At 67.2% G+C, this 18,950-nt stretch carries 16 protein-coding genes and 1 tRNA gene; 5 read left to right on the top strand and 12 right to left on the bottom strand.

The features are described 5' to 3' along the window. Positions 1–9 precede the first annotated feature (9 nt). The 10 genes from G9V96_RS13250 to argS form a co-directional block, all read right to left on the bottom strand. A complete protein-coding gene (locus G9V96_RS13250) occupies positions 10–789 on the bottom strand; it encodes an L-threonylcarbamoyladenylate synthase (protein WP_168583450.1) in 780 nt (259 codons plus the stop codon). Beyond that, positions 786–1,697 (bottom strand): peptide chain release factor N(5)-glutamine methyltransferase, encoded by a 912-nt coding sequence (gene prmC / locus G9V96_RS13245; RefSeq protein ID WP_168583449.1) that lies wholly within the window; start codon positions 1,695–1,697, stop codon positions 786–788. Before prmC ends, G9V96_RS13250 begins: the two co-directional genes overlap by 4 nt. Beyond that, positions 1,694–2,779, bottom strand: a complete 1,086-nt coding sequence (gene prfA, locus G9V96_RS13240) for a peptide chain release factor 1 (RefSeq protein WP_168583448.1) — start codon at positions 2,777–2,779, stop codon at positions 1,694–1,696. The genes prmC and prfA overlap by 4 nt, the downstream gene beginning before the upstream one ends. A gap of 84 nt (positions 2,780–2,863) precedes the next feature. Beyond that, positions 2,864–3,079 (bottom strand): 50S ribosomal protein L31, encoded by a 216-nt coding sequence (gene rpmE / locus G9V96_RS13235; RefSeq protein WP_168583447.1) that lies wholly within the window; start codon positions 3,077–3,079, stop codon positions 2,864–2,866. A 192-nt stretch (positions 3,080–3,271) separates the two neighbouring features. Further along, positions 3,272–3,670 (bottom strand): response regulator, encoded by a 399-nt coding sequence (locus G9V96_RS13230; protein ID WP_168583446.1) that lies wholly within the window; start codon positions 3,668–3,670, stop codon positions 3,272–3,274. Between the two features lie 143 nt (positions 3,671–3,813). Continuing rightward, on the bottom strand, positions 3,814–6,009 hold the full coding sequence (gene rho / locus G9V96_RS13225; protein WP_449727778.1) for a transcription termination factor Rho: 2,196 nt from the start codon (positions 6,007–6,009) through the stop codon (positions 3,814–3,816). 263 nt (positions 6,010–6,272) lie between these two features. Beyond that, positions 6,273–7,289 carry a homoserine kinase gene (locus G9V96_RS13220; protein WP_168583445.1) on the bottom strand — a complete coding sequence of 339 codons (1,017 nt, stop codon included), beginning with the start codon at positions 7,287–7,289 and terminating at the stop codon, positions 6,273–6,275. Next, positions 7,286–8,617, bottom strand: coding sequence for a homoserine dehydrogenase (locus G9V96_RS13215; protein WP_404861422.1), 1,332 nt, complete (start codon positions 8,615–8,617; stop codon positions 7,286–7,288). The genes G9V96_RS13220 and G9V96_RS13215 overlap by 4 nt, the downstream gene beginning before the upstream one ends. A gap of 165 nt (positions 8,618–8,782) precedes the next feature. Beyond that, positions 8,783–10,204 carry a diaminopimelate decarboxylase gene (lysA, locus tag G9V96_RS13210; protein ID WP_168583444.1) on the bottom strand — a complete coding sequence of 474 codons (1,422 nt, stop codon included), beginning with the start codon at positions 10,202–10,204 and terminating at the stop codon, positions 8,783–8,785. Between the two features lie 34 nt (positions 10,205–10,238). After that, the gene (argS, locus tag G9V96_RS13205; RefSeq protein ID WP_168583443.1) at positions 10,239–11,906 is read right to left on the bottom strand and encodes an arginine--tRNA ligase; all 1,668 of its coding nucleotides are present in this window, start codon (positions 11,904–11,906) and stop codon (positions 10,239–10,241) included. Between the two features lie 118 nt (positions 11,907–12,024). Here argS and G9V96_RS13200 point away from each other — a divergent pair. Next, positions 12,025–12,099, top strand: a tRNA-Arg gene (locus tag G9V96_RS13200). A gap of 270 nt (positions 12,100–12,369) precedes the next feature. Here G9V96_RS13200 and G9V96_RS13195 read toward each other — a convergent pair. Continuing rightward, positions 12,370–13,200, bottom strand: coding sequence for a Rossmann-fold NAD(P)-binding domain-containing protein (locus G9V96_RS13195; RefSeq protein WP_168583442.1), 831 nt, complete (start codon positions 13,198–13,200; stop codon positions 12,370–12,372). A gap of 142 nt (positions 13,201–13,342) precedes the next feature. Here G9V96_RS13195 and G9V96_RS13190 point away from each other — a divergent pair, with 142 nt between their 5' ends. Beyond that, complete coding sequence (locus G9V96_RS13190; RefSeq protein ID WP_168583441.1) at positions 13,343–13,903, top strand: dienelactone hydrolase family protein; 561 nt, start codon at positions 13,343–13,345, stop codon at positions 13,901–13,903. Positions 13,904–14,055: 152 nt separating this feature from the next. After that, positions 14,056–14,241: a hypothetical protein gene (locus G9V96_RS13185; protein WP_168583440.1), complete on the top strand. Its 186-nt coding sequence runs from the start codon at positions 14,056–14,058 to the stop codon at positions 14,239–14,241. An 85-nt stretch (positions 14,242–14,326) separates the two neighbouring features. Here G9V96_RS13185 and G9V96_RS13180 read toward each other — a convergent pair whose 3' ends face one another. Then, entirely contained in the window at positions 14,327–14,488 is a 162-nt protein-coding gene (locus G9V96_RS13180; protein WP_168583439.1) for a hypothetical protein, read from the bottom strand. A 29-nt stretch (positions 14,489–14,517) separates the two neighbouring features. Here G9V96_RS13180 and G9V96_RS13175 point away from each other — a divergent pair, with 29 nt between their 5' ends. Next, positions 14,518–18,495 carry a multifunctional oxoglutarate decarboxylase/oxoglutarate dehydrogenase thiamine pyrophosphate-binding subunit/dihydrolipoyllysine-residue succinyltransferase subunit gene (locus G9V96_RS13175; RefSeq protein WP_168583438.1) on the top strand — a complete coding sequence of 1,326 codons (3,978 nt, stop codon included), beginning with the start codon at positions 14,518–14,520 and terminating at the stop codon, positions 18,493–18,495. 257 nt (positions 18,496–18,752) lie between these two features. Then, the gene (locus G9V96_RS13170; RefSeq protein ID WP_168583437.1) at positions 18,753–18,929 is read left to right on the top strand and encodes a DUF6104 family protein; all 177 of its coding nucleotides are present in this window, start codon (positions 18,753–18,755) and stop codon (positions 18,927–18,929) included. The last annotated feature ends 21 nt before the right edge of the window (positions 18,930–18,950 follow it).

Here is an 18,950-nt window from a genome sequence, read left to right as displayed (position 1 = left end):
CGGCGCGGGTCAACGCTCCTGCCCCGGCCCGGAAGCCTCGTCCGAGGGCTCGCTGGCGGGTGACGGCGCGTCGTGGGCGACGGGATCCGCGCTCGGGCGCAGTTCGTCCGGTGCGGGGGCCGGTGACTCCGAGAGCGACTCGTCGACCGGTTCGGGCGGGTCTTCGAGGGCGGCGAAAAGCTCCTCGTCGGGGATTGCGCCGTGGCGCAGGACGATAGGTTCAGTTCCGGTGCAGTCCACGATCGTGGAAGCCTGCCCGCCTGCCGACGGGCCGCCGTCGAGGTAGACCTCTACCGCCGGGCCCAGCTGGGTGGCCGCCTCCACCACCGTGCGAGCAGCTGGGGAGCCGGTGCGGTTGGCGCTGGTCACCGCCAACGGTCCCGTCTCGGACAAGACCAGGAGCGCGAGTTCGTCGTCAGGCATCCGCAGCGCGACCGTGCCGTTGGTCTCCCCCAAATCCCACATCAAGGAGGCCTGCGCGCGCACGATGATCGTCAGAGCCCCCGGCCAGAACGCCTCGATGAGGCGCTTGGCGTAGGCAGGGACCTGGGTGGCCAAACCGTCGACGGTGCGTTTGCTCGGGACGAGCACCGGCGGCGGCATCTCGCGGCCACGCCCCTTGGCGGCCAAGAGCGCGCCGACGGCGTCTTCGTCGAAAGCGTCCGCAGCCACCCCGTAAACGGTGTCTGTGGGTAGGACCACGAGCTGGCCAGCGCGCAGCGCGGCAGCAGCAGCAGCGATTCCGCCTTCGCGGCCCTCTTCGTCGGTGCAGTCGATGACCGGGCTCATGGGGTCGAGTCTAGAAGCCGTGTGCCCGGCTCACGCACACGCCGAGCCGTCAGGGCCCGAGGGCGTCCGGTGAGGTCCATCTGATCGACCACCCCGGCCCAACGCTGGTCGCCGCGTAATAGAGCGAGCAGGAACTCACTCTGCACCTCGGCGTGCTCCATGACGAACAGTCCGCCAGAGCGCAGTAATTCGGCCGCGCGTTCGATGATGCGCCGCGGCAGGAGCAGGCCGTCATCCCCTCCCCCGTACAACGCCATCTGCGGGTCGTACTCAGCCACCTCGACCTCCAGCGGGCGAGCGCCCGGCGGGATATAGGGCGGGTTACTCACCACGACGTCGACCTGTGCGTTCAACTCCGGGCACGCGCTGCCGGCGTCGCCTTCCCGCAGCGTCACCGCCAGCCCTGACTCCTGGACGTTGCGTCTGGCCCACACCAGGGCCTGCGGCGAGGCTTCCACGGCCACTACACGAGCGCGGGGAACCTCATCCTTGATCGCCAATGCAATGGCGCCCGAGCCGGTGCACAGATCCAGCACCAGCGGTTTAGACAGCGACGGCGATTCGTTGAGGTGCTCGATGACGATGCCCGCCACGCTCTCGCTCTCCGGTCGCGGCACGAACACCCCTGGCCCCACCGCAAGCTCCAGGCCTCGGAAGGGGGCGCGTCCCAGGATGTGCTGCAGCGGTTCGCGGGCGCACCGGCGGTTGAGCACCTCGGCGAATCGGGCGGCCTCATCCTGGGTGAGGGTGCGCCCCAGGATCCGGCGGCGTTCCACCTCGCCGGGGGTGACCCCGGCGGCGTGGGCCAACAGGGCCAGTGCATCGGAGGTGGGGGAAGGCACTCCGGCGCTGCGCAATCGATGCCTTGCCAGCGCGACCGCATCGCTGAGCCGCGCTCCCTGGCTCACGCCGAGGCCTCGCCGAGCGCTTCCATCCGCGCAGCCTCGTCAGCGTCGATGGCTGACATGATCACGGCGTCGAGATCGCCGTCGAGTACCGAATCGAGGTTGTACGCCTTGAAGCCGGTGCGGTGATCCGCGATCCGGTTCTCCGGGTAGTTGTAGGTGCGAATGCGTTCGCTGCGGTCCACGGTGCGTACCTGGCTGCGCCGGGCTGCGCTGGCCTCGGCCTCGGCGGCATCGCGCTGGGCCTGCAGGAGCCGGGCTCGCAGCACCCGCAAAGCGGATTCCTTGTTCTGCAGCTGGCTCTTCTCGTTCTGGCAGGAGACGACGATGCCGGTCGGCAGGTGTGTGATGCGCACCGCGGAGTCGGTGGTGTTCACGCTCTGCCCTCCGGGGCCCGAGCTGCGATAGACGTCGACCCGCAGATCGTTGGGGCCGATCTCCACCTCGCCCTCGTCCTCGACGTCCGGCAGCACCAGCACCCCGGCCGCAGAGGTGTGGATACGCCCCTGGCTCTCGGTCACCGGCACCCGCTGCACGCGGTGCACTCCGCCTTCGTACTTCAGTCGCGCCCACGGGGCCTGGCCCGGCTGCGGGACTCCCTTGCCCTTGACGACCATGCGAACGTCCTTGAACCCGCCCAGGTCGGACTCGGTGGCCTCCAGCACCTCGCACTTCCAGCCCCGGCGTTCGGCATATCGCAGATACATGCGCATCAGGTCACCGGCGAACAGCGCTGACTCTTCGCCTCCTTCGCCGGCTTTGACCTCCAAAATGACGTCGCGGTCATCGTCGGGGTCACGCGGCAGCAGCAGCAGACGCAGCTTCTGCGCGGCGGCATCCCGGGCTTGGGTCAATGCGGGCACTTCGGCGGCCAGCGAGGCGTCTTCAGCGCCCATCTCGGTGGCGGCTGCCACATCATCGCCCAGCCGGAGCAGCTCCTCGTAGGCAGCGACGATGGGGGTCAGGGCCGCATATCGCTTGTTGATCCGTCGCACACGATTCTGGTCGCTGAGCACCTCGGGGTCCGAGAGCTGCTTCTCCAGTTCGGCGTGCTCGGCGACGAGCGGGGCTGCGGATTCCAACATGGGGCGTCCTTCGGCAGGATGGAAATCGGCACGTGATACGACGACGCCGGCCCATCGTGAAGATGGGCCGGCGTGTACAAGGTGCTACTTGGCAGCCTTCTTGCCGTAGCGCTGCTCGAACCGTGCGACACGACCACCGGTGTCCAGGATCTTCTGCTTACCCGTGTAGAAGGGGTGGCACTGGCTGCAGACGTCAGCGTTGATGACGCCGCTCGTGGCGGTGCTGCGCGTGGTGAACGTGCTGCCGCAGGTGCAGGTGACCGTAGTGGTCACGTATTCGGGGTGAATGTCTTTTTGCACGGTGCTTCTCCTTGAGTCTCGGGGGCTGCCGGGTCGCGTGGCGGAGCGTCGCGCGTGAACCGGGGCCGACCTCACATTGTGCCAGAGGCAGAACGTGCGTGTGAAACGCGCTGGGCTTCTCCGCTCATTCCGACCCCGGGTGCATCGGCTGAACAGGTCCGCTGCGCACTCTCGCCGCAGGTGGCGCCCCGGTCAGATCCTGACCCGCGCGGGCCCCAGCAGCCGCGAGATGCGGCGCACCAGGTCCCTACCGTTCAACGGCTTCCGCACGACATCGGTAGCACCGCAGGCCACCCCGGCTTCGAGCTGCTCATCGACCCGTGGCGAGCCGAGCAGGATGACCGGCAGGTTCTTGGTTCGTTCGTCGTCTCTGACTCGGCGCAGCAGCTCCAACCCGGAGAGGCCCGACCCACTCGGCATCCCGATGTCCAGGACCGCAAGGTCGGGGTCGTGCTCCACGATCGAGGTCCAGGCTTGCTCGCCGTCAGCGACCGGATCCACCGCATAACCCGCCTCGGTCAGTCGGGCAGCGAGTAAGGCGCGCAGCATCGAATCACTGTCAGCGATCAGCACCGTTCGCGGTCCCCTCATGGCGCACTCCCCCAATGACCGACACGGGCGGCGTTCGCCACCCAGGCTGCTGTTCGGCGCCTCGAGGCCCCTCATGAGGTATCCGATCGGCACACGAAAACGGCGGGGCCCTGAGGGCCCCGCCGTCACCGTGATCGAGCGTGTCAGTCCTCGTCGTCCAGACGGATGTTCGAGGTCTGCTGAATCATCATCAGGAACTCGGCGTTGCTCTTGGTCTTCTTGAGACGGTCCACGAGCAATTCGATGCCCTGCTGCTGGTCGAGTGCGGCAAGCACGCGGCGCAGCTTCCACATGATCTTCAGCTCGTCGGCGCCGAGCAGGATCTCCTCACGTCGCGTACCCGAGGGGTTGACGTCGACGGCGGGGAAGATCCGGCGGTCAGCGAGCTGACGCGAGAGCCGCAGCTCCATGTTTCCGGTGCCCTTGAACTCTTCGAAGATCACTTCGTCCATCTTCGAGCCGGTCTCCACCAACGCCGTAGCCAGGATCGTCAGGGAACCGCCGTTCTCGATGTTGCGGGCGGCACCGAAGAAGCGCTTCGGCGGGTAGAGCGCCGAGGAGTCGACACCACCGGACATGATTCGTCCGCTGGCCGGGGCTGCCAGGTTGTAGGCGCGCCCCAAGCGGGTGATCGAGTCCAGCAGCACAACGACGTCGTGGCCGAGTTCGACCAAGCGCTTCGCACGTTCGATCGCCAGTTCGGCGACCGTGGTGTGGTCGTCGGCAGGGCGGTCGAAGGTGGAGGCGATGACCTCGCCCTTGACGGTGCGCTGCATGTCGGTGACCTCTTCGGGCCGTTCGTCGACAAGCACCACCATGAGGTGCGCCTCGGGGTTGTTGACCGTGATCGCGTTAGCGATGGCCTGCAGGATCAGCGTCTTACCGGCCTTGGGCGGAGAGACGATGAGGCCGCGTTGGCCCTTACCGATAGGTGCGATCAGGTCGATGATGCGCGTGGTCAAAACGTTGGAGGCAGTCTCCAACCGCAGGCGCTGCTGCGGGTAGAGCGGGGTGAGCTTGCCGAACTCGACCCGATTCTTGCTCTCCTCGGGGCTGGCCCCGTTGACGGTGTCCAGACGAACGAGCGCGTTGAACTTCTGACGCGGAGGCAGTTGCTCACCCTCGCGCAGCGCCCGGACGGCACCGGTAACAGCGTCACCCTTGCGCAGCCCGTGCTTCTTGACCATGCCCATCGGGACATAGACGTCGTTCGGACCGGCCAGGTAACCGCTGGTGCGAACGAAGGCGTAGTTGTCCAGCAATTCCAGGATGCCGGCCACGGGGACGAGCACGTCGTCCTCGGAGTAGCTCTGGTCGATGTCGGTGCTCGGCTCGTCGTAGCCGCCCTGGATGCGGCCACCGCGGCGTTTGCGGTCCCGGCTGCGCTGACGGTTACGTCGACGACCGCCACCGCGCTCGTCATCGTCACGTCCGCGGTTGTCGTCGCGGTTATCGCGTCCCCCGTTACGGTCGCGGTTGCTGCCGTTGTCGCGGTTGTCGTTGCGCTGCTCACGCTGACCGCCGTTGTCGCGGTTACCGCCGTGGTCGTGGTTGTCGTTGCGCTGCTCACGCTGACCGCCGTGGTCACGATTGTCGCTGCGCTGACCGCCGTTGTCCCGGCCACCGCCGTGGTCGCGGTTGTCGCTGCGCTGACCGCCGTTGTCCCGGCCACCGCCGTGGTCGCGGTTTTCGTTGCGCTGACCGCCGTTGTCGCGGCTGTCGTTGCGCTGTTCACGCTGACCGCCGTCGTTACGGTTGTCGCTGCGCTGCTCACGCTGACCGCCGTCGTTACGGCTAGCGCCGTTGTCGCGGTTGTCGTTGCGCTGACCACCGTTGTCGCGGCTGTCGTTGCGCTGACCGCCGTTGTCGCGGCTGTCATTGCGCTGACCGCCGTCGTTACGGCTGTCGCTGCGCTGCTCACGCTGACCGGCGTTGTCGCTGCCGTGGCCCTGACGCTGCTCGAGAGCATCAACGGCCTCGCGGGCGGACTGCTCGCGGGGCGCCTGGATGTCCGAGCGGGATTCGGATGCCGTACGCGGCTCCGGGGCCCCGGAACTGGCGGTAGCGCGACGCCTGCGTGCGGGAGGCGCACTCTGGGTCTCGGGGGCGCTCTGCTGCTGGGCAGCCGGCGGCGCACTGCTGGGTTCGGGAGCAGAGGAGGGCGCGGATGAGGCCCCGCCCTGTCGTTCACGGATGGCGGTGATGAGATCGCCCTTGCGCATCTTGGCCGTGCCGGAGATACCTAGCCCGGCGGCGACCTCCTGCAGCTCGGCAAGGCGCATTGCCGTGAGGCCACGACGTTTGGGCGCAGCGCCGGCCAGCTCGGTGGTTTCGGTCACGAAGGATCCTTCCCCTCGGCGCCGTTGGTCGGCGACGCAAGGTGGGAGTGTCAGGCCGACTGCCACGCCCAGGTAGGACGAACTCGTCGGCGACGTCGGAGCCGCAGATACCCGCACAGGGGTATTGATGCTCACCCGGATTCTGCTGGGCATTACCCACCAGAGGTGATGATCATGCGGCTAGGTGCCCGGATCGGAGAGGATGGCGACACGCCGTGACAAGCGTCGGAGCGGATTCACCCGACACGACCGGTGACGAAACGTCAGCAAATGGTCGTGCTCTCCTTGAGAGGCATTGCCAATGTAGCACGAGAGACATGCACTCCGCCGTCGGGGATTCCGGGCCGCAACACCGACCACGATTCAGGCACCAGCGGCGCAACTTCACCTGCCCGGTCGCAGGTGGTGAGCACCAGGACGCTGGGTCCTGCACCCGAGATCACGGCGGCAAAGCCTGCCGAACGCAGCGTGTCCACGAGTTCCATCGCACCCCCTAGAGAGACCCGACGTTGCTCCTGATGCAGCCATTCCCTGGTGGCAGGCAGGAGCAATTCGGGCCGAGCCGTCAACGCGAGGACCAGCAGTGCGGCTCGCGCCGAATTGAGCGCGGCGATCTCATGCGGAACCTGTTCGGGCAGCACGGCACGCGCCGTGGACGTCGACAACTGAATCTGCGGGACGAGCACGACAGGCTCGATATCGGGATGCACGTCAAGCCGTTCGCTGTGTACGCGGTGCAGCGTGTCGCCGTCCACGCGGGCGCTTTGGGAATCCACCCACGAGAGCGTCGCTGCTCCGTACACACTCGCCGAGGCATTGTCCGGATGCCCTTCCAACGCGCTGGCCAGGTCGTTCACGAACTCCAGGTCGAGCTCAACGCTCGTCCCGTCCGGGCTGCCTGGCTGCGCCGACGGCGAAGCCAGGGCCTGCGCCGCAGCAACTCCAGCCACGATCGCAGCAGCCGAACTGCCCATCCCCCGCCCCATCCGAACGACGTTGCGGCAGGTCAGGGACAAGCCTGCGGGCGCCGCGATCCCCAGTTCACGCCAAGCCCGCATCATGCTGGCCACCACCAGGTGCCGCTCGTCGGTCGGCACCCCCTGGCCGTTCACTCCGAGGTCCACGACCAGACCCGGCTCGTCCCGCACTTGCATCCGGTAGCTGTCGATCACCCCCAGCGCCAACCCGAAGGAGTCGAAGCCCGGGCCGAGGTTGGCTGCGCTGGCCGGGACGAAGACGTCGACGGCTGCACCGGGGTGCAGGGAAGCTGGGTGGTTCACTCGCCCTCCACCCGCATGACGGAGGTGACTCCGCGCACGATGTCCATCGCGGAGATCTCGTTGACCGTTGCGGCGAGCGCTTCGTCGGAGGCGGTGTGGGTGACGATGACCAGCTCGGCGCCGCCCTGGGATTGCTCGTCCTGGCGCTGGCTCACTTGTTGGCGCACCTGCTGGATGGAGACCTCGTGGGCGGCGAACGCGGTAGCCACCTGGGCGAGCACACCTGGACGGTCGTGTACTTGCAGACTGATGTAGTAGCGGGTCAGCGCCTGCCCCATGGGCAGGACCTGGAGGTCTGCGTAGGCAGATTCGCGCGGGCCGACTCCGCCACCGACCCGATGCCGGGCCACCGCGACGATGTCGCCCAGGACCGCTGAGGCCGTCGGGTCCCCGCCCGCGCCGGGGCCGTAGAACATCAACGACCCGGCAGCCCGTGCCTCGACGAAGACGGCATTGAAGGCCTCACGAACTCCGGCCAGCGGGTGCGTGCGAGGGATCATCGCGGGGTGCACCCGCACCGAAATCCCCGGCAGGCCGTCGGCGCCGGGCACACGCTCGCAGATCGCCAGCAGCTTGACCACGCAATCCATGTCGGCGGCGGCGCGCACGTCGGCCGCGGTGACTTCGCTGATGCCTTCGCGATGCACGTCGGCGGCGGTCACCCGTGAGTGGAACGCCAGGGAGGCCAGGATCGCGGCCTTGGCTGCCGCGTCGAATCCCTCCACGTCGGCAGTGGGGTCGGCCTCGGCGTAACCGAGCGCCTGCGCCTGCTGAACGGCCTCGTCGAAGCCCTGCCCGGTGGAGTCCATCTTGTCCAGCACGTAGTTCGTCGTGCCGTTGACGATGCCCAGGATTCGGGTGACGTCGTCGCCGGCCAGCGACTCACGCAGCGGGCGCAGCAACGGGATGGCCCCGGCCACCGAGGCTTCGTAGTAGAGGTCGACGCCGTGCTTCTCGGCCGCCGCGTACAGGGTGGGGCCGTCTTCGGCCAGCAGCGCCTTATTAGCCGTCACGACGCTTGCGCCGTGCTCGAACGCCCGCAGGATCAGGCTGCGGGCCGGCTCGATGCCGCCGATGACCTCCACGACGATGTCGGCGCGCGTCACCAGCTCTTCGGCGTCGGTGGTGAACAGCTCTTCAGCGACCCCGGTCTCGCTCCGGTCACGTCCGAGGCGACGCACCGCGATCCCCACGATCTCCAGTGGTCGTCCGATCCGGGCCGTGAAGTCGTCGCGTCCCAAGGTCAGGAGGCGGGCCACCGAGGTACCGACGACACCGCACCCGAGCAGGGCGACGCGCAGAGGCTTACCTTCATCTATCGCGCTCACTGCCAGTCCTTCACTCTCTGTTCGCGAATCGCCAGGGCTTTTCTATCCTGCCCGCCAAGCCGCCTTCGGCCGGGCGCGGGTCCGCATCACGGGACTGTCCATCGCCCATGATGCTGGATCCGGCCGGGCGAGGAGGATCGGCGCGGATCGAGACCTGTCGGGACATCAGTCGACGTCGAGGGCGAGGATGTCCTCCACGCTCTCTCGACGCACGATCACCCGAGCGTTGCCGTCTCGGACCGCGACCACCGGTGGGCGGGGAATGTGGTTGTACTGGTTCGACAGCGCCCGGCAGTAGGCGCCGGTGCCCGGCACCGCCAGCAGATCGCCTGGGTGCAGGTCGGCAGGCAGGTATTCGTCCATGACGACGATGTCGCCGCTTTCGCAGTGCTTGCCCACGACCCGGGCCAGCGCCGGACCGGCCTGGCTTTCCCGGTTCACGGTCGTGCATGAGTAGTCGGCCCCGTACAGCGCGGTGCGGACGTTGTCGCTCATGCCGCCGTCCACGGAGACGTAGCGCCGACGCATCCCGCCATCGAGATCGACCTCTTTGACGGTGCCGACCTCGTAGAGGGTGAATGTGCTCGACCCGACGATCGCCCGGCCGGGCTCGATGGAGATGCGAGGCATCGCAACACCAGCCGCGGCGCATTCGCGTTCCACGATGGCCGCCATCCCGGCGCCCAGGTCCGCGGCCGTGGCCGGGGTGTTCTCGCTGGTGTAAGCGATACCGAAACCACCGCCGAGGTCCAGGTGCTCCAGCACTTGGCCGTACCGCTCGGCGATGTGGGCGTGCAGCCGCAACAGACGCGCGGCGGCGACCTCGAAACCGGCGACATCGAAGATCTGGCTACCGATGTGGCTGTGCAGGCCGACGAGCTGCATCGCATCAGGCTCTGCCAGCACAGCCTGCACTGCCCTCTCGGCCTGGCCGCTGTTGAGGCTGAAGCCGAACTTCTGGTCTTCGTGCGCGGTGGCGATGTACTCGTGGGTGTGGGCTTCCACCCCGACGGTGATTCGCAGCATCACCGGCGCCACGACGCCACGGTCTCGGGCGATGGCAGCGATGCGTGCGATCTCGTCGAAGGAGTCGGCCACGATTCGCCCGACCCCGTAGGCCAGGGCGGCCTCGATCTCGGCGGCGGACTTGTTGTTGCCGTGCATCTCCACGCGCTCGCCTGGGAAGCCCACTCGTTGAGCCACGGCGAGTTCCCCGCCGCTGCACACATCGAGCATCAGGCCTTCGTCCATCACCCAGCGGGCGACCTGGGTGCACAGGAAGGCTTTACCGGCGTAGTAGACGTCCACCCCGCCACCGCGGGCTTTGAAGGGCGCGCTGAAGTCGTCGCGGAAAGCCGCGGCGCGTTGCCGGAAATCGAGCTCGTCGATGACGTAGGCGGGGGTGCCGAACTCTTGCGCGAGTGCCACCATGTCGACACCGCCGACGTTGAGACGGCCGTTTTCTCGCCGAGCTGAGACTGGCCACAGTTGGGGCAGCAGCGCGTTGACGTCACCGGGGTAGGGCAGCCATTGCGGGGGCCCGCCGTAACCGTCCGCGTGCAGGGCACCTGCCTCGTGGGCGCGCATATTCATTGTTTTTCGTCCCCGGTCGGTTGGGTGTTCACAGGCGCTCGGGGGCGCTGACGCCGAGCAGGTCCAGTCCGTTGGCCAGCGTCTGACGGGTGGCGTCGTTCAGCCACAACCGGGTGCGGTGCAGGTCGCAGACCTCGTCGAGTTCGCCGTCGTTCATTGCGGGGCGAACACGGCACTGGTCGTACCACTTGTGGAACTTGGAGGCGAGGGTTTCCAGGTAGCGCGCGATGCGGTGCGGTTCCCGCAACTCGGCCGACTGGGCCACCACCCGCGGGAAGTCTCCCAGGATTGCCAACAAGGCCGCTTCGGATTCGTGGGTGAGCAGCGAGGGGTCGAAGCCGTCTTCGCGGTGCACCCCGTCTTCGTGGGCCAGCCGCGCCACATTGCAGGTGCGGGCGTGGGCGTACTGCACGTAGAACACCGGGTTGTCGTTGGTGCGGCGCGCCAGCAGATCCAGGTCGACGTCGATGTTGCTGTCGGTGCTGTTGCGGGTCAGGGAGTAGCGGGCCGCATCGACACCCACGGCTTCGACGAGGTCTTCCAGGACCACGACGGTGCCGGCACGCTTGCTCATCCGCACCGGCGCGCCGTCCTTGACGAGGTTGACCATCTGGCCGATGAGTATCTGCAGGTTCTCGTTCGGGGTGTCGCCGAACGCGGCGCACATCGCCATCATGCGCCCGACGTAGCCGTGGTGGTCGGCGCCGAGCATGATGATCTCGGTGTCGAAGCCCCGCTCGCGTTTGTCGAGGTAGTAGGCGATGTCGCCGGCGAAATAGGCCGCTTCGCCGTCGGATTTGATGACTACCCGGTCTTTGTCGTCGCCGAACTCGGTGGTCTTCAACCACACTGCGCCGTCACGTTCCTCCATCCGGCCCAGCTCGGTGAGCTTGGCGATGGCGCGCTCGACGGCACCGGAGTCGTGCAGGTTGTTCTCGTGGAAGAACACGTCGAAGTCGACACCGAAGTTGTGCAGCGACTCTTTGATCTCGCCGAACATCCGGTCGACGCCCTCGGCCCGGAAGACCTCTTGGGCTTGGTCGTCGGGTAGGTCGAGGACTCCCGGGTGGTTTTCGACGATGGTGGAGGCGATCTCGGTGATGTATCCCCCGGCGTAGCCGTCTTCAGGGGCGGGCTCTCCCTTGGCGGAGGCGAGCAGGCTGCGGGCGAACCGGTCGATCTGGGCGCCGTGGTCGTTGAAGTAGTACTCCCGGGTGACGGCGGCGCCGGCGGCTTCGAGCACGCGGGCCAGGGAGTCACCGACGGCGGCCCAGCGGGTACCGCCGAGGTGGATCGGCCCGGTGGGGTTGGCCGAGACGAATTCGAGGTTGACCCGGCGGCCGGCCAGTGCCTCTCCGCGTCCGAAGGACCTACCGGCTTCGACGATCGTTTTTGCCAGTTCACCTGCGGAGGCCGCGTCGAGGGTGATGTTGAGGAAGCCGGGGCCGGCGACGTCGACCGAGGCGATCCCGTCGATCTGCTCGAGCCGCTGCGCCAGCTTGGTGGCGAAGTCACGCGGGTTCATCGACGCTTTTTTGGCCAGCTGCATGGCGACGTTGGTCGACCAGTCCCCGTGTTCGCGACCTCTGGGTCGCTCCACTCGCACCGCCGACGGCACATCGACGGCGAACTCACCGGCGTCGACGGCCTCGAGCAGACAGGTGCGGATAGCGGCAGAGAGGTCTTCAGGAGTCACGGAACCTAGTTTACGAACCGGAACCCCGGTGCCTGACATCCGTCTCACCACGGGTGTCGGAACGCATCAGCGAGTGCTGCTAAGCTGCTCCGGTGCCAGCGACCTACGGGTCGTACTGGCCCCCGTAGCTCAGGGGATAGAGCACCGCCCTCCGGAGGCGGGGGCGCAGGTTCGAATCCTGCCGGGGGCACCAAAACAGCCGGGCCGCGCCAGCGGTCCGGTTTTTTGATGCCCACGGCAGAAAGCAACAGGGGCTCGAACGCCCGTGAGAGCCACGACGGGGGCACCAAAACAACCGGGCCGCGCCAGCGGTCCGGTTTTTTGATGCCCACGGCAGAAAACAACAGGGGCTCGAACGCTAGGGACAGACACGACCGGCGTGCCGAGGCCGCCCGATCGCGACGGCTCCTGGCACGCGGGTAGCCCCCGCGAGGTAGCAGCGCGTCCTGCCTGGGGATGCGGGTCAGCCGCGGGCGGGGCGGTGTTCGCCGCAGTTGCGAAGCCCTTCGCGGTAGGTGGGGTAGGTGAAGGTGAACCCGGTGGCCCGCAGGCGGGCGCTACTCAGCCGTTTGCCGCTGATCGGCGTGCTGGGTTCGGGCGGCCCGGGGAGCCGGAGGAGGTTCGCGGCGTAGCTCAAGACCTCGCTCGAAGGGGCCGGTTCGGTGTCGACGCCCAGGTAGAGCGGCTCGGGAGATTCGCGCTCCAGCAGGTGCACGACCGCCTCGGCGGCGTCTTCGCGATGGATGAGGTTGACCCACCGATGCTCGCCCCAACGCCCGGCGCGCACCGCATCCGTGACCCAACTGCGGTCCGGTCCGTACAGCCCCGCGAAGCGGATGACGCTGCCGTGCGGAAGTCGCTCCTGGAAGAGCTCCTCGGCTTCCAGCAGCACGGCGCCGGTGGCACTTCTCGGGTGGGAGGGGCTCTCCTCGGTGATCTCCCCCTCCCCCGAGCAAGCCGCAGAAGAGGACACGAGAACGGCATGATGTGGCAGCGCTCCACTGCGGGCCAGGCCGTCCAACGCTCGCCGCATCCCCTCCACGTAGACCTGGCGGTAGGCCTGCGGGTCGCGAGCCCCCGCGGTGAGCACCACCACGAGTTGAGTGAAGTCACCCGGCGGCAGCTGCGGGATCTCACGAGTCAGGTCCACCGCTCGGGCCAGCAGCGGCGCCGGCACCAGATGTGCGCGGCGACGCAAAGCCAGCACGGTGCGGCCGCGCGCGGCCAGGCGCAGCCCGATCCGAGCTCCGAGGTCACCGCAGCCGACGAGGAGAGTGTCAGGTCGCGTGGGCATTCTCGAACCCTAGGCGGTCCCGGTCGGTGGCGCGGCCCGCACGACCGGACATCCTCGCGGGGGCTCCTGGCCATGATCGGTGCCGTCGTGCTGCGCCGGCGCCGGGACGATCTGACATCGGTTTAGCAGGCAGGATGACGTTATGAGTTCCATCCTCCTGCTGCACTCTGCGCTAGGGCGCCGACCCGGGGTGCACGCCCTGGCCGATCAATTGCGCGCACTCGGCCACGACGTCCTAGCCCCCGATTTCTACGACGGGCAGGTGTTCCAGGATGAGGCCGGCGGCATCGCCTACCGCGACGAGGTGGGTCCCTCGCAGTTGTTGGCCCGACTGGCGGAGCCGTTGACGCAGGTCGGCGACGATGCCGTGCTGATGGGGATGTCGCTCGGTTCGGCGTTTGCCTCGCATCTGGCTATGCGCCGGCCCCGCGCGCGAGCCGTCATCCTCCTGCACTACGCAGCTGCCCCGTCGCGGCCGTGGCCGGGGCAACCGACGCAGGTTCATCGCTTCGCCCACGACCACTGGATCGACCCCGCGCAGGTGGAAGGTCTGGGCGCCGCGGTCACCGCCTCCGGTGCCAGGTTCGAGGACTGGGTGACCCCTGGCAGTGGTCACCTGTTCACCGACCCGGACCTCCCCGACTTCTCCCAGCGCGCGACGGCCCTCACCCTCGACCGGATCCAGGAGCTCCTCAGCCGCTGATGCCGCCTCACCGAGATGTTCGACCGTTCGAGACGCCCGACCAAAAAGAGGGGTCGACATCTCTACAGGTCGCTCGTCCGAGGCCGATAGGCAGTTACCGAGCACGGCAGGCACACGGTGTGGGGCACCGGCTGCGTCACCAGGGGGTAGTCATGCATCGAATCGACAACGACACCTACGTCGTCACCGGAGCCGTCTCGGGTCGCGTCTATACGATCCGCAGAGTGAATCGGGCGTACTACCGCGGCGTGTGGGACGTGTGCCCGTCCAGCAGCAAAGCCACCTACGGCACTTTTGCGACCCTTCCCGGTGCACGCCGCTGGGCACAGTCCAACTAGGGCTGCGCCGCCTCGACACCGGCGTGACCATCTGAGCGCTTCAGGTGATCCCAGGCCCGAGCCTGCGCCGCCCTGCGACCGGCATTCAGACCCGCAGACAGATCACTTCGGTCAGAACCGGAGTCGAGGCGCTGCCCGTTGTACCCTTGGCCAGTACGTCCTCGCGACGTCCGGAACGGCGCGCGGCCGCGAAGGTGCGGGCCGCTAGGTGCGTCGTTCGACGGCCACCCGCGGGGAGAGTCGTCATCGTCGACGTGCGGAAGAGGCAGATTACCTGTGGACGAGCAGCCCTCGAAGAGCGATCCCCTGGCGGCCTTCGGACCGAACCAGTGGCTGGTCGACGAGCTGTACGAGCAATACCTGGATGACAAACACTCGGTTGACAAGGCCTGGTGGGAGTTCTTCGCCGACTACAAGCCTGGCCGACCAGGCACCTCCGAGGCCTCAGCGCCCAAACCAGCCGCTGTCTCCTCGGACAAGGACGAAAAGGGCTCTGCCGAGGTGAAGTCCAGCCCCGCCAAGGAAAGTGACGCGCGCGAGCGCGACGTGGCTTCCACAGGTGAACCGGCACAGAAGAAGCCCCAGAGCACCCAGAACGCGGACTCTGCCCCCGGTGGAACCTCAGCCAAGGGCGGTTCCGGATCGCAACCGACCACCGAGACCGGTGACCGCACCCCCGCGAAGCAATCCGCTGACGTTGATGACAAGAAGGCAGACACCGGCGCCGAGTCCAAGGCCGCCAGCGCCGGAAGTCACGAAACCTCACCGGCATCGCCGGAGGCAGGCTCGGGCAGCGAGCATGGCGAGCCGGTGGCACGCCAGATGCCGACTGCACGGGACGCACCCTCGACCCGCGCCACGGTGATCAAGGACGAAGGTGCGGTCAAGCAGTTGAAGGGCCCGGCCGCCCGCATCGTGACCAACATGGACGCGAGCTTGACCGTCCCGACCGCCACGAGTGTCCGGTCGATGCCGGCCAAGGCGCTGATCGACAACCGGATCGCGATCAACGAGCACCTGCGCCGTAACCGCGGTGGCAAGGTCTCCTTCACCCACATGATCGGTTACGCGATCGTCAAGGCCCTGGTGGCCATGCCGGAGATGAACTACTGCTTCGGGGACAAGGACGGCAAACCGGCCGTCATCCAGCCGGCCCACATCAATTTCGGCCTGGCGATCGACCTTCCCAAGCCCGATGGTTCCCGTTCCCTGGTGGTCCCCTCGGTGAAGGCCGCTGAGCAGCTCGACTTCTTCGGCTTCTGGAACGCGTACGAGGACATCGTTCGCAGGGCGCGCGACAACAAGCTCACCGTCGAAGACTTCCAGGGCACCACGATCTCGTTGACCAACCCGGGCACCATCGGCACCGTGCACTCCGTGCCGCGTCTGATGAAGGGCCAGGGAACGATCATCGGCGTGGGCGCCATGGAGTACCCGGCCGAGTGGCAGGGCGCCAGCGCGGAGACGCTGTCCCGGCAGGCCATCAGCAAGATCATGACCCTGACCAGCACCTATGATCACCGCATCATCCAGGGCGCGGCCTCGGGTGACTTCCTGCGACTCATCCACAGCTACCTGCTGGGCGAGCACGACTTCTACGACGAGATCTACGAATCGTTGCGGATTCCGTATGAGCCCATCCGGTGGAGCAGGGATGTCTCGACGATCCACGACGACGACCTGGCGAAGTCGGCCAGGGTGCAGCAGCTCATCCACGCCTACCGCGTGCGCGGCCACCTGCTGGCTGACACCGACCCCCTGGAGTACCGCCAGCGTCGTCACCCCGACCTGCAGCTGTCCACGCACGGCCTGACCATCTGGGACCTCGACCGTGAGTTCCCCACCGATGGTTTCGGCGGCAAGCCGATGGCGACCCTGCGCGAGATGCTCGGCATCCTGCAGGACAGCTACTGCCGCACCGTGGGCGTGGAATACATGCACATCCAGGACCCCGAGCAGCGGCATTGGATGCAGAAGCGCAGCGAGGTCCGCCAGGAGAAGATCAGCCGGGATGAGCAGATGCGCATCCTGCGCCGTCTCAACGCGGCAGAGGCCTTCGAGACCTTCTTGCAGACGAAGTTCGTCGGGCAGAAGCGGTTCAGCCTCGAGGGCGGCGAGTCCGTTATCGCCGCGCTGGACGAGGTTCTCGTCTGCGCGGCCGAGGACGGCATGGATGAGGTCTGCATCGGCATGCCGCACCGTGGCCGTCTCAACGTGCTGGCCAACATCGCCGGTAAGTCCTACGGACAGATCTTCCGTGAGTTCGAGGGCAAGCAGGACCCGCGCAGCGTCCAGGGCTCTGGCGACGTGAAGTACCACCTCGGCACCGAGGGGGAGTTCACCAGCGAGGACGGCAAGAAGACCAAGGTCTACCTGGCCGCGAACCCGAGTCACCTGGAGGCCGTCAACCCGGTCCTGGAGGGCATCGTGCGGGCCAAGCAGGACCGCTTGGACCTGCACGGCGAAGCTTTCACCGTGTTGCCGCTGCTGATGCACGGTGACGCGGCCTTCGCCGGCCAGGGTGTCGTGCTGGAAACCCTGCAGCTTTCCCAGCTGCGCGGTTACCGCACCGGCGGGACCATCCACATCATCGTCAACAACCAGGTCGGCTTCACCACTGCCCCGGGAAGCTCCCGCTCCTCGGTGTACTGCTCGGACTTGGCTCGCACCATTCAGGCGCCGATCATCCACGTCAACGGCGACGACCCCGAAGCCGTGGTCCGAGTGGCTCGCCTGGCCTACGACTACCGGCAGAAGTTCGCCAAGGACATTGTCATCGACATGGTGTGTTACCGGCGCCGTGGCCACAACGAGGGCGATGACCCCTCGATGACCCAGCCGCTCATGTACCACCTGATCGAGGCCAAGCGCAGCGTTCGAAAGCTGTACACCGAGGCCCTCATCGGTCGTGGCGACATCACCCCCGAAGACGCCGAGACCGCGATGCGGGACTACCAGGGGCGCCTTGAGCAGGTGTTCGTGGAGACCAAGGAAGCGGCCAAGCAAGACGCCAAGGGCCAAAGCGGGACCGCCGGTCTGGAACGCCCGGAGGCTCAGGAGAAGGACGACCGCACTCCGAGCCGCAAGTTCTCCACCGCGATCGACAAGGAGCTTCTGGAGCGTCTCGGTGACGCCTGGACGAAGTACCCCGAGGGGTTCAACGTCCACAAGAAGTTGCAGAAGATGCTGGAGAAGCGCACGGTGATGACCCGCGAGGGCGGCGTCGACTGGGCGATGGGCGAGCTCTTGGCCTTCGGTTCGCTGCTGACCGAAGGCACCCCGGTGCGGGTGGCCGGTCAGGACAGCCGTCGTGGCACGTTCACCCAACGCCACGCAGTGCTCATCGATCGCACCACCGCCGAGGAGTGGACGCCGCTGCTGTACCTGGGTGACCAGGCGCGGTTCTGGATCTATGACTCGCTGCTCAGCGAGTTCGCCGCCATGGGCTTCGAATACGGCTACTCGGTGGAGCGCCCCGACGCGTTGGTCTGCTGGGAGGCGCAGTTCGGTGACTTCGCCAACGGCGCGCAGAGCATCATCGACGAATTCATCAGCTCCAGCGAACAGAAGTGGAACCAGCGCAGTTCGGTCGTGCTGCTCCTGCCCCACGGCTATGAGGGTCAGGGGCCGGACCACAGCTCGGCTCGGATTGAGCGCTACCTGCAGTTGTGCGCCCAGGACAACATGACAGTGGCCTATCCGAGTACCCCGGCGAGCTACTTCCACCTGCTGCGTCGACAGGCTTATGCACGTCCGCGTAAGCCGCTCATCGTCTTCACACCGAAGCAGTTGTTGCGGTTGAAGGCAGCCACGAGTCCGGTCGAGGCCTTCACCGAGGGCTCGTTCCAGCCGGTGCTGGCAGACCACGCTTCGCCGTCTCCGCAGACGGTCCAACGGGTGCTGCTCGCTTCCAGTCGGGTGGTGTACGACCTCGAGGCTGAGCGTGAGAAGCGCGAAGACTCCACGACGGCGATCTTGCGGGTCGAACAGCTCTACCCGCTGCCTGCGGAGGAGATCGCAGAGGCGGTCAAGAAGTACCCGAACGCGGAGCTCATGTGGGTGCAGGACGAGCCCCGCAACCAGGGTGCGTGGCCTTTCATGGCGCTCAACCTGCCGGCGGCGTTGTCGGCGCTGGGTGAAGACCGTCCGTTGACGGTCGTCTCGCGGCCTGAGTCGGCAGCTCCGTCGACCGGTTCCAGCAAGGTGCACGCGGTCGAGCAGGAAGAACTGATGAATCAGGCCTTCGCTCGCTGACCCCAGCCCTCGATGCCCCTGCGCCTCCGGCCGTTTCGTGCCGGGAGCGCAGGGGCATCGCTGTGTCTGCATCCGTCGCGGCCGTCGCTGCCGGGGGCTCCACCGGGATCGCGTGGCTTCTTGAGGCGCCCGACCTTCTGGGATTGGGCAACCAGTGGTCAGGGAAACCTCGCCGGAAAGACACGAGCGGGTCTCGGTAGGCACACCCATCGCGGGGATGGGCGGCTGCGCCCGGCCGATAGGGCACAATGACCATCGTGTACTTCACCGACCGCGGCATCGAGGAATTGCAGAAGCGACGCGGCGATGAGGAGGTAACACTGGACTGGCTCGCCGAGCAGCTTCGAACGTTCGTCGACCTCCAACCCGAGTTCGAGACCCCGATCGAGCGTCTGGCCACGTGGCTGGCGCGCCTCGACGACGACGAGGACTGAGCATCCGTGACTGACGACTAC

The sequence above is a fragment of the Gephyromycinifex aptenodytis genome, assembly GCF_012277275.1.
Lineage (GTDB): Bacteria > Actinomycetota > Actinomycetes > Actinomycetales > Dermatophilaceae > Gephyromycinifex > Gephyromycinifex aptenodytis.
The sequence above is the reverse complement of the archived record's forward strand: the minus strand, read 5'-3'. Positions and strand labels throughout refer to the sequence as shown.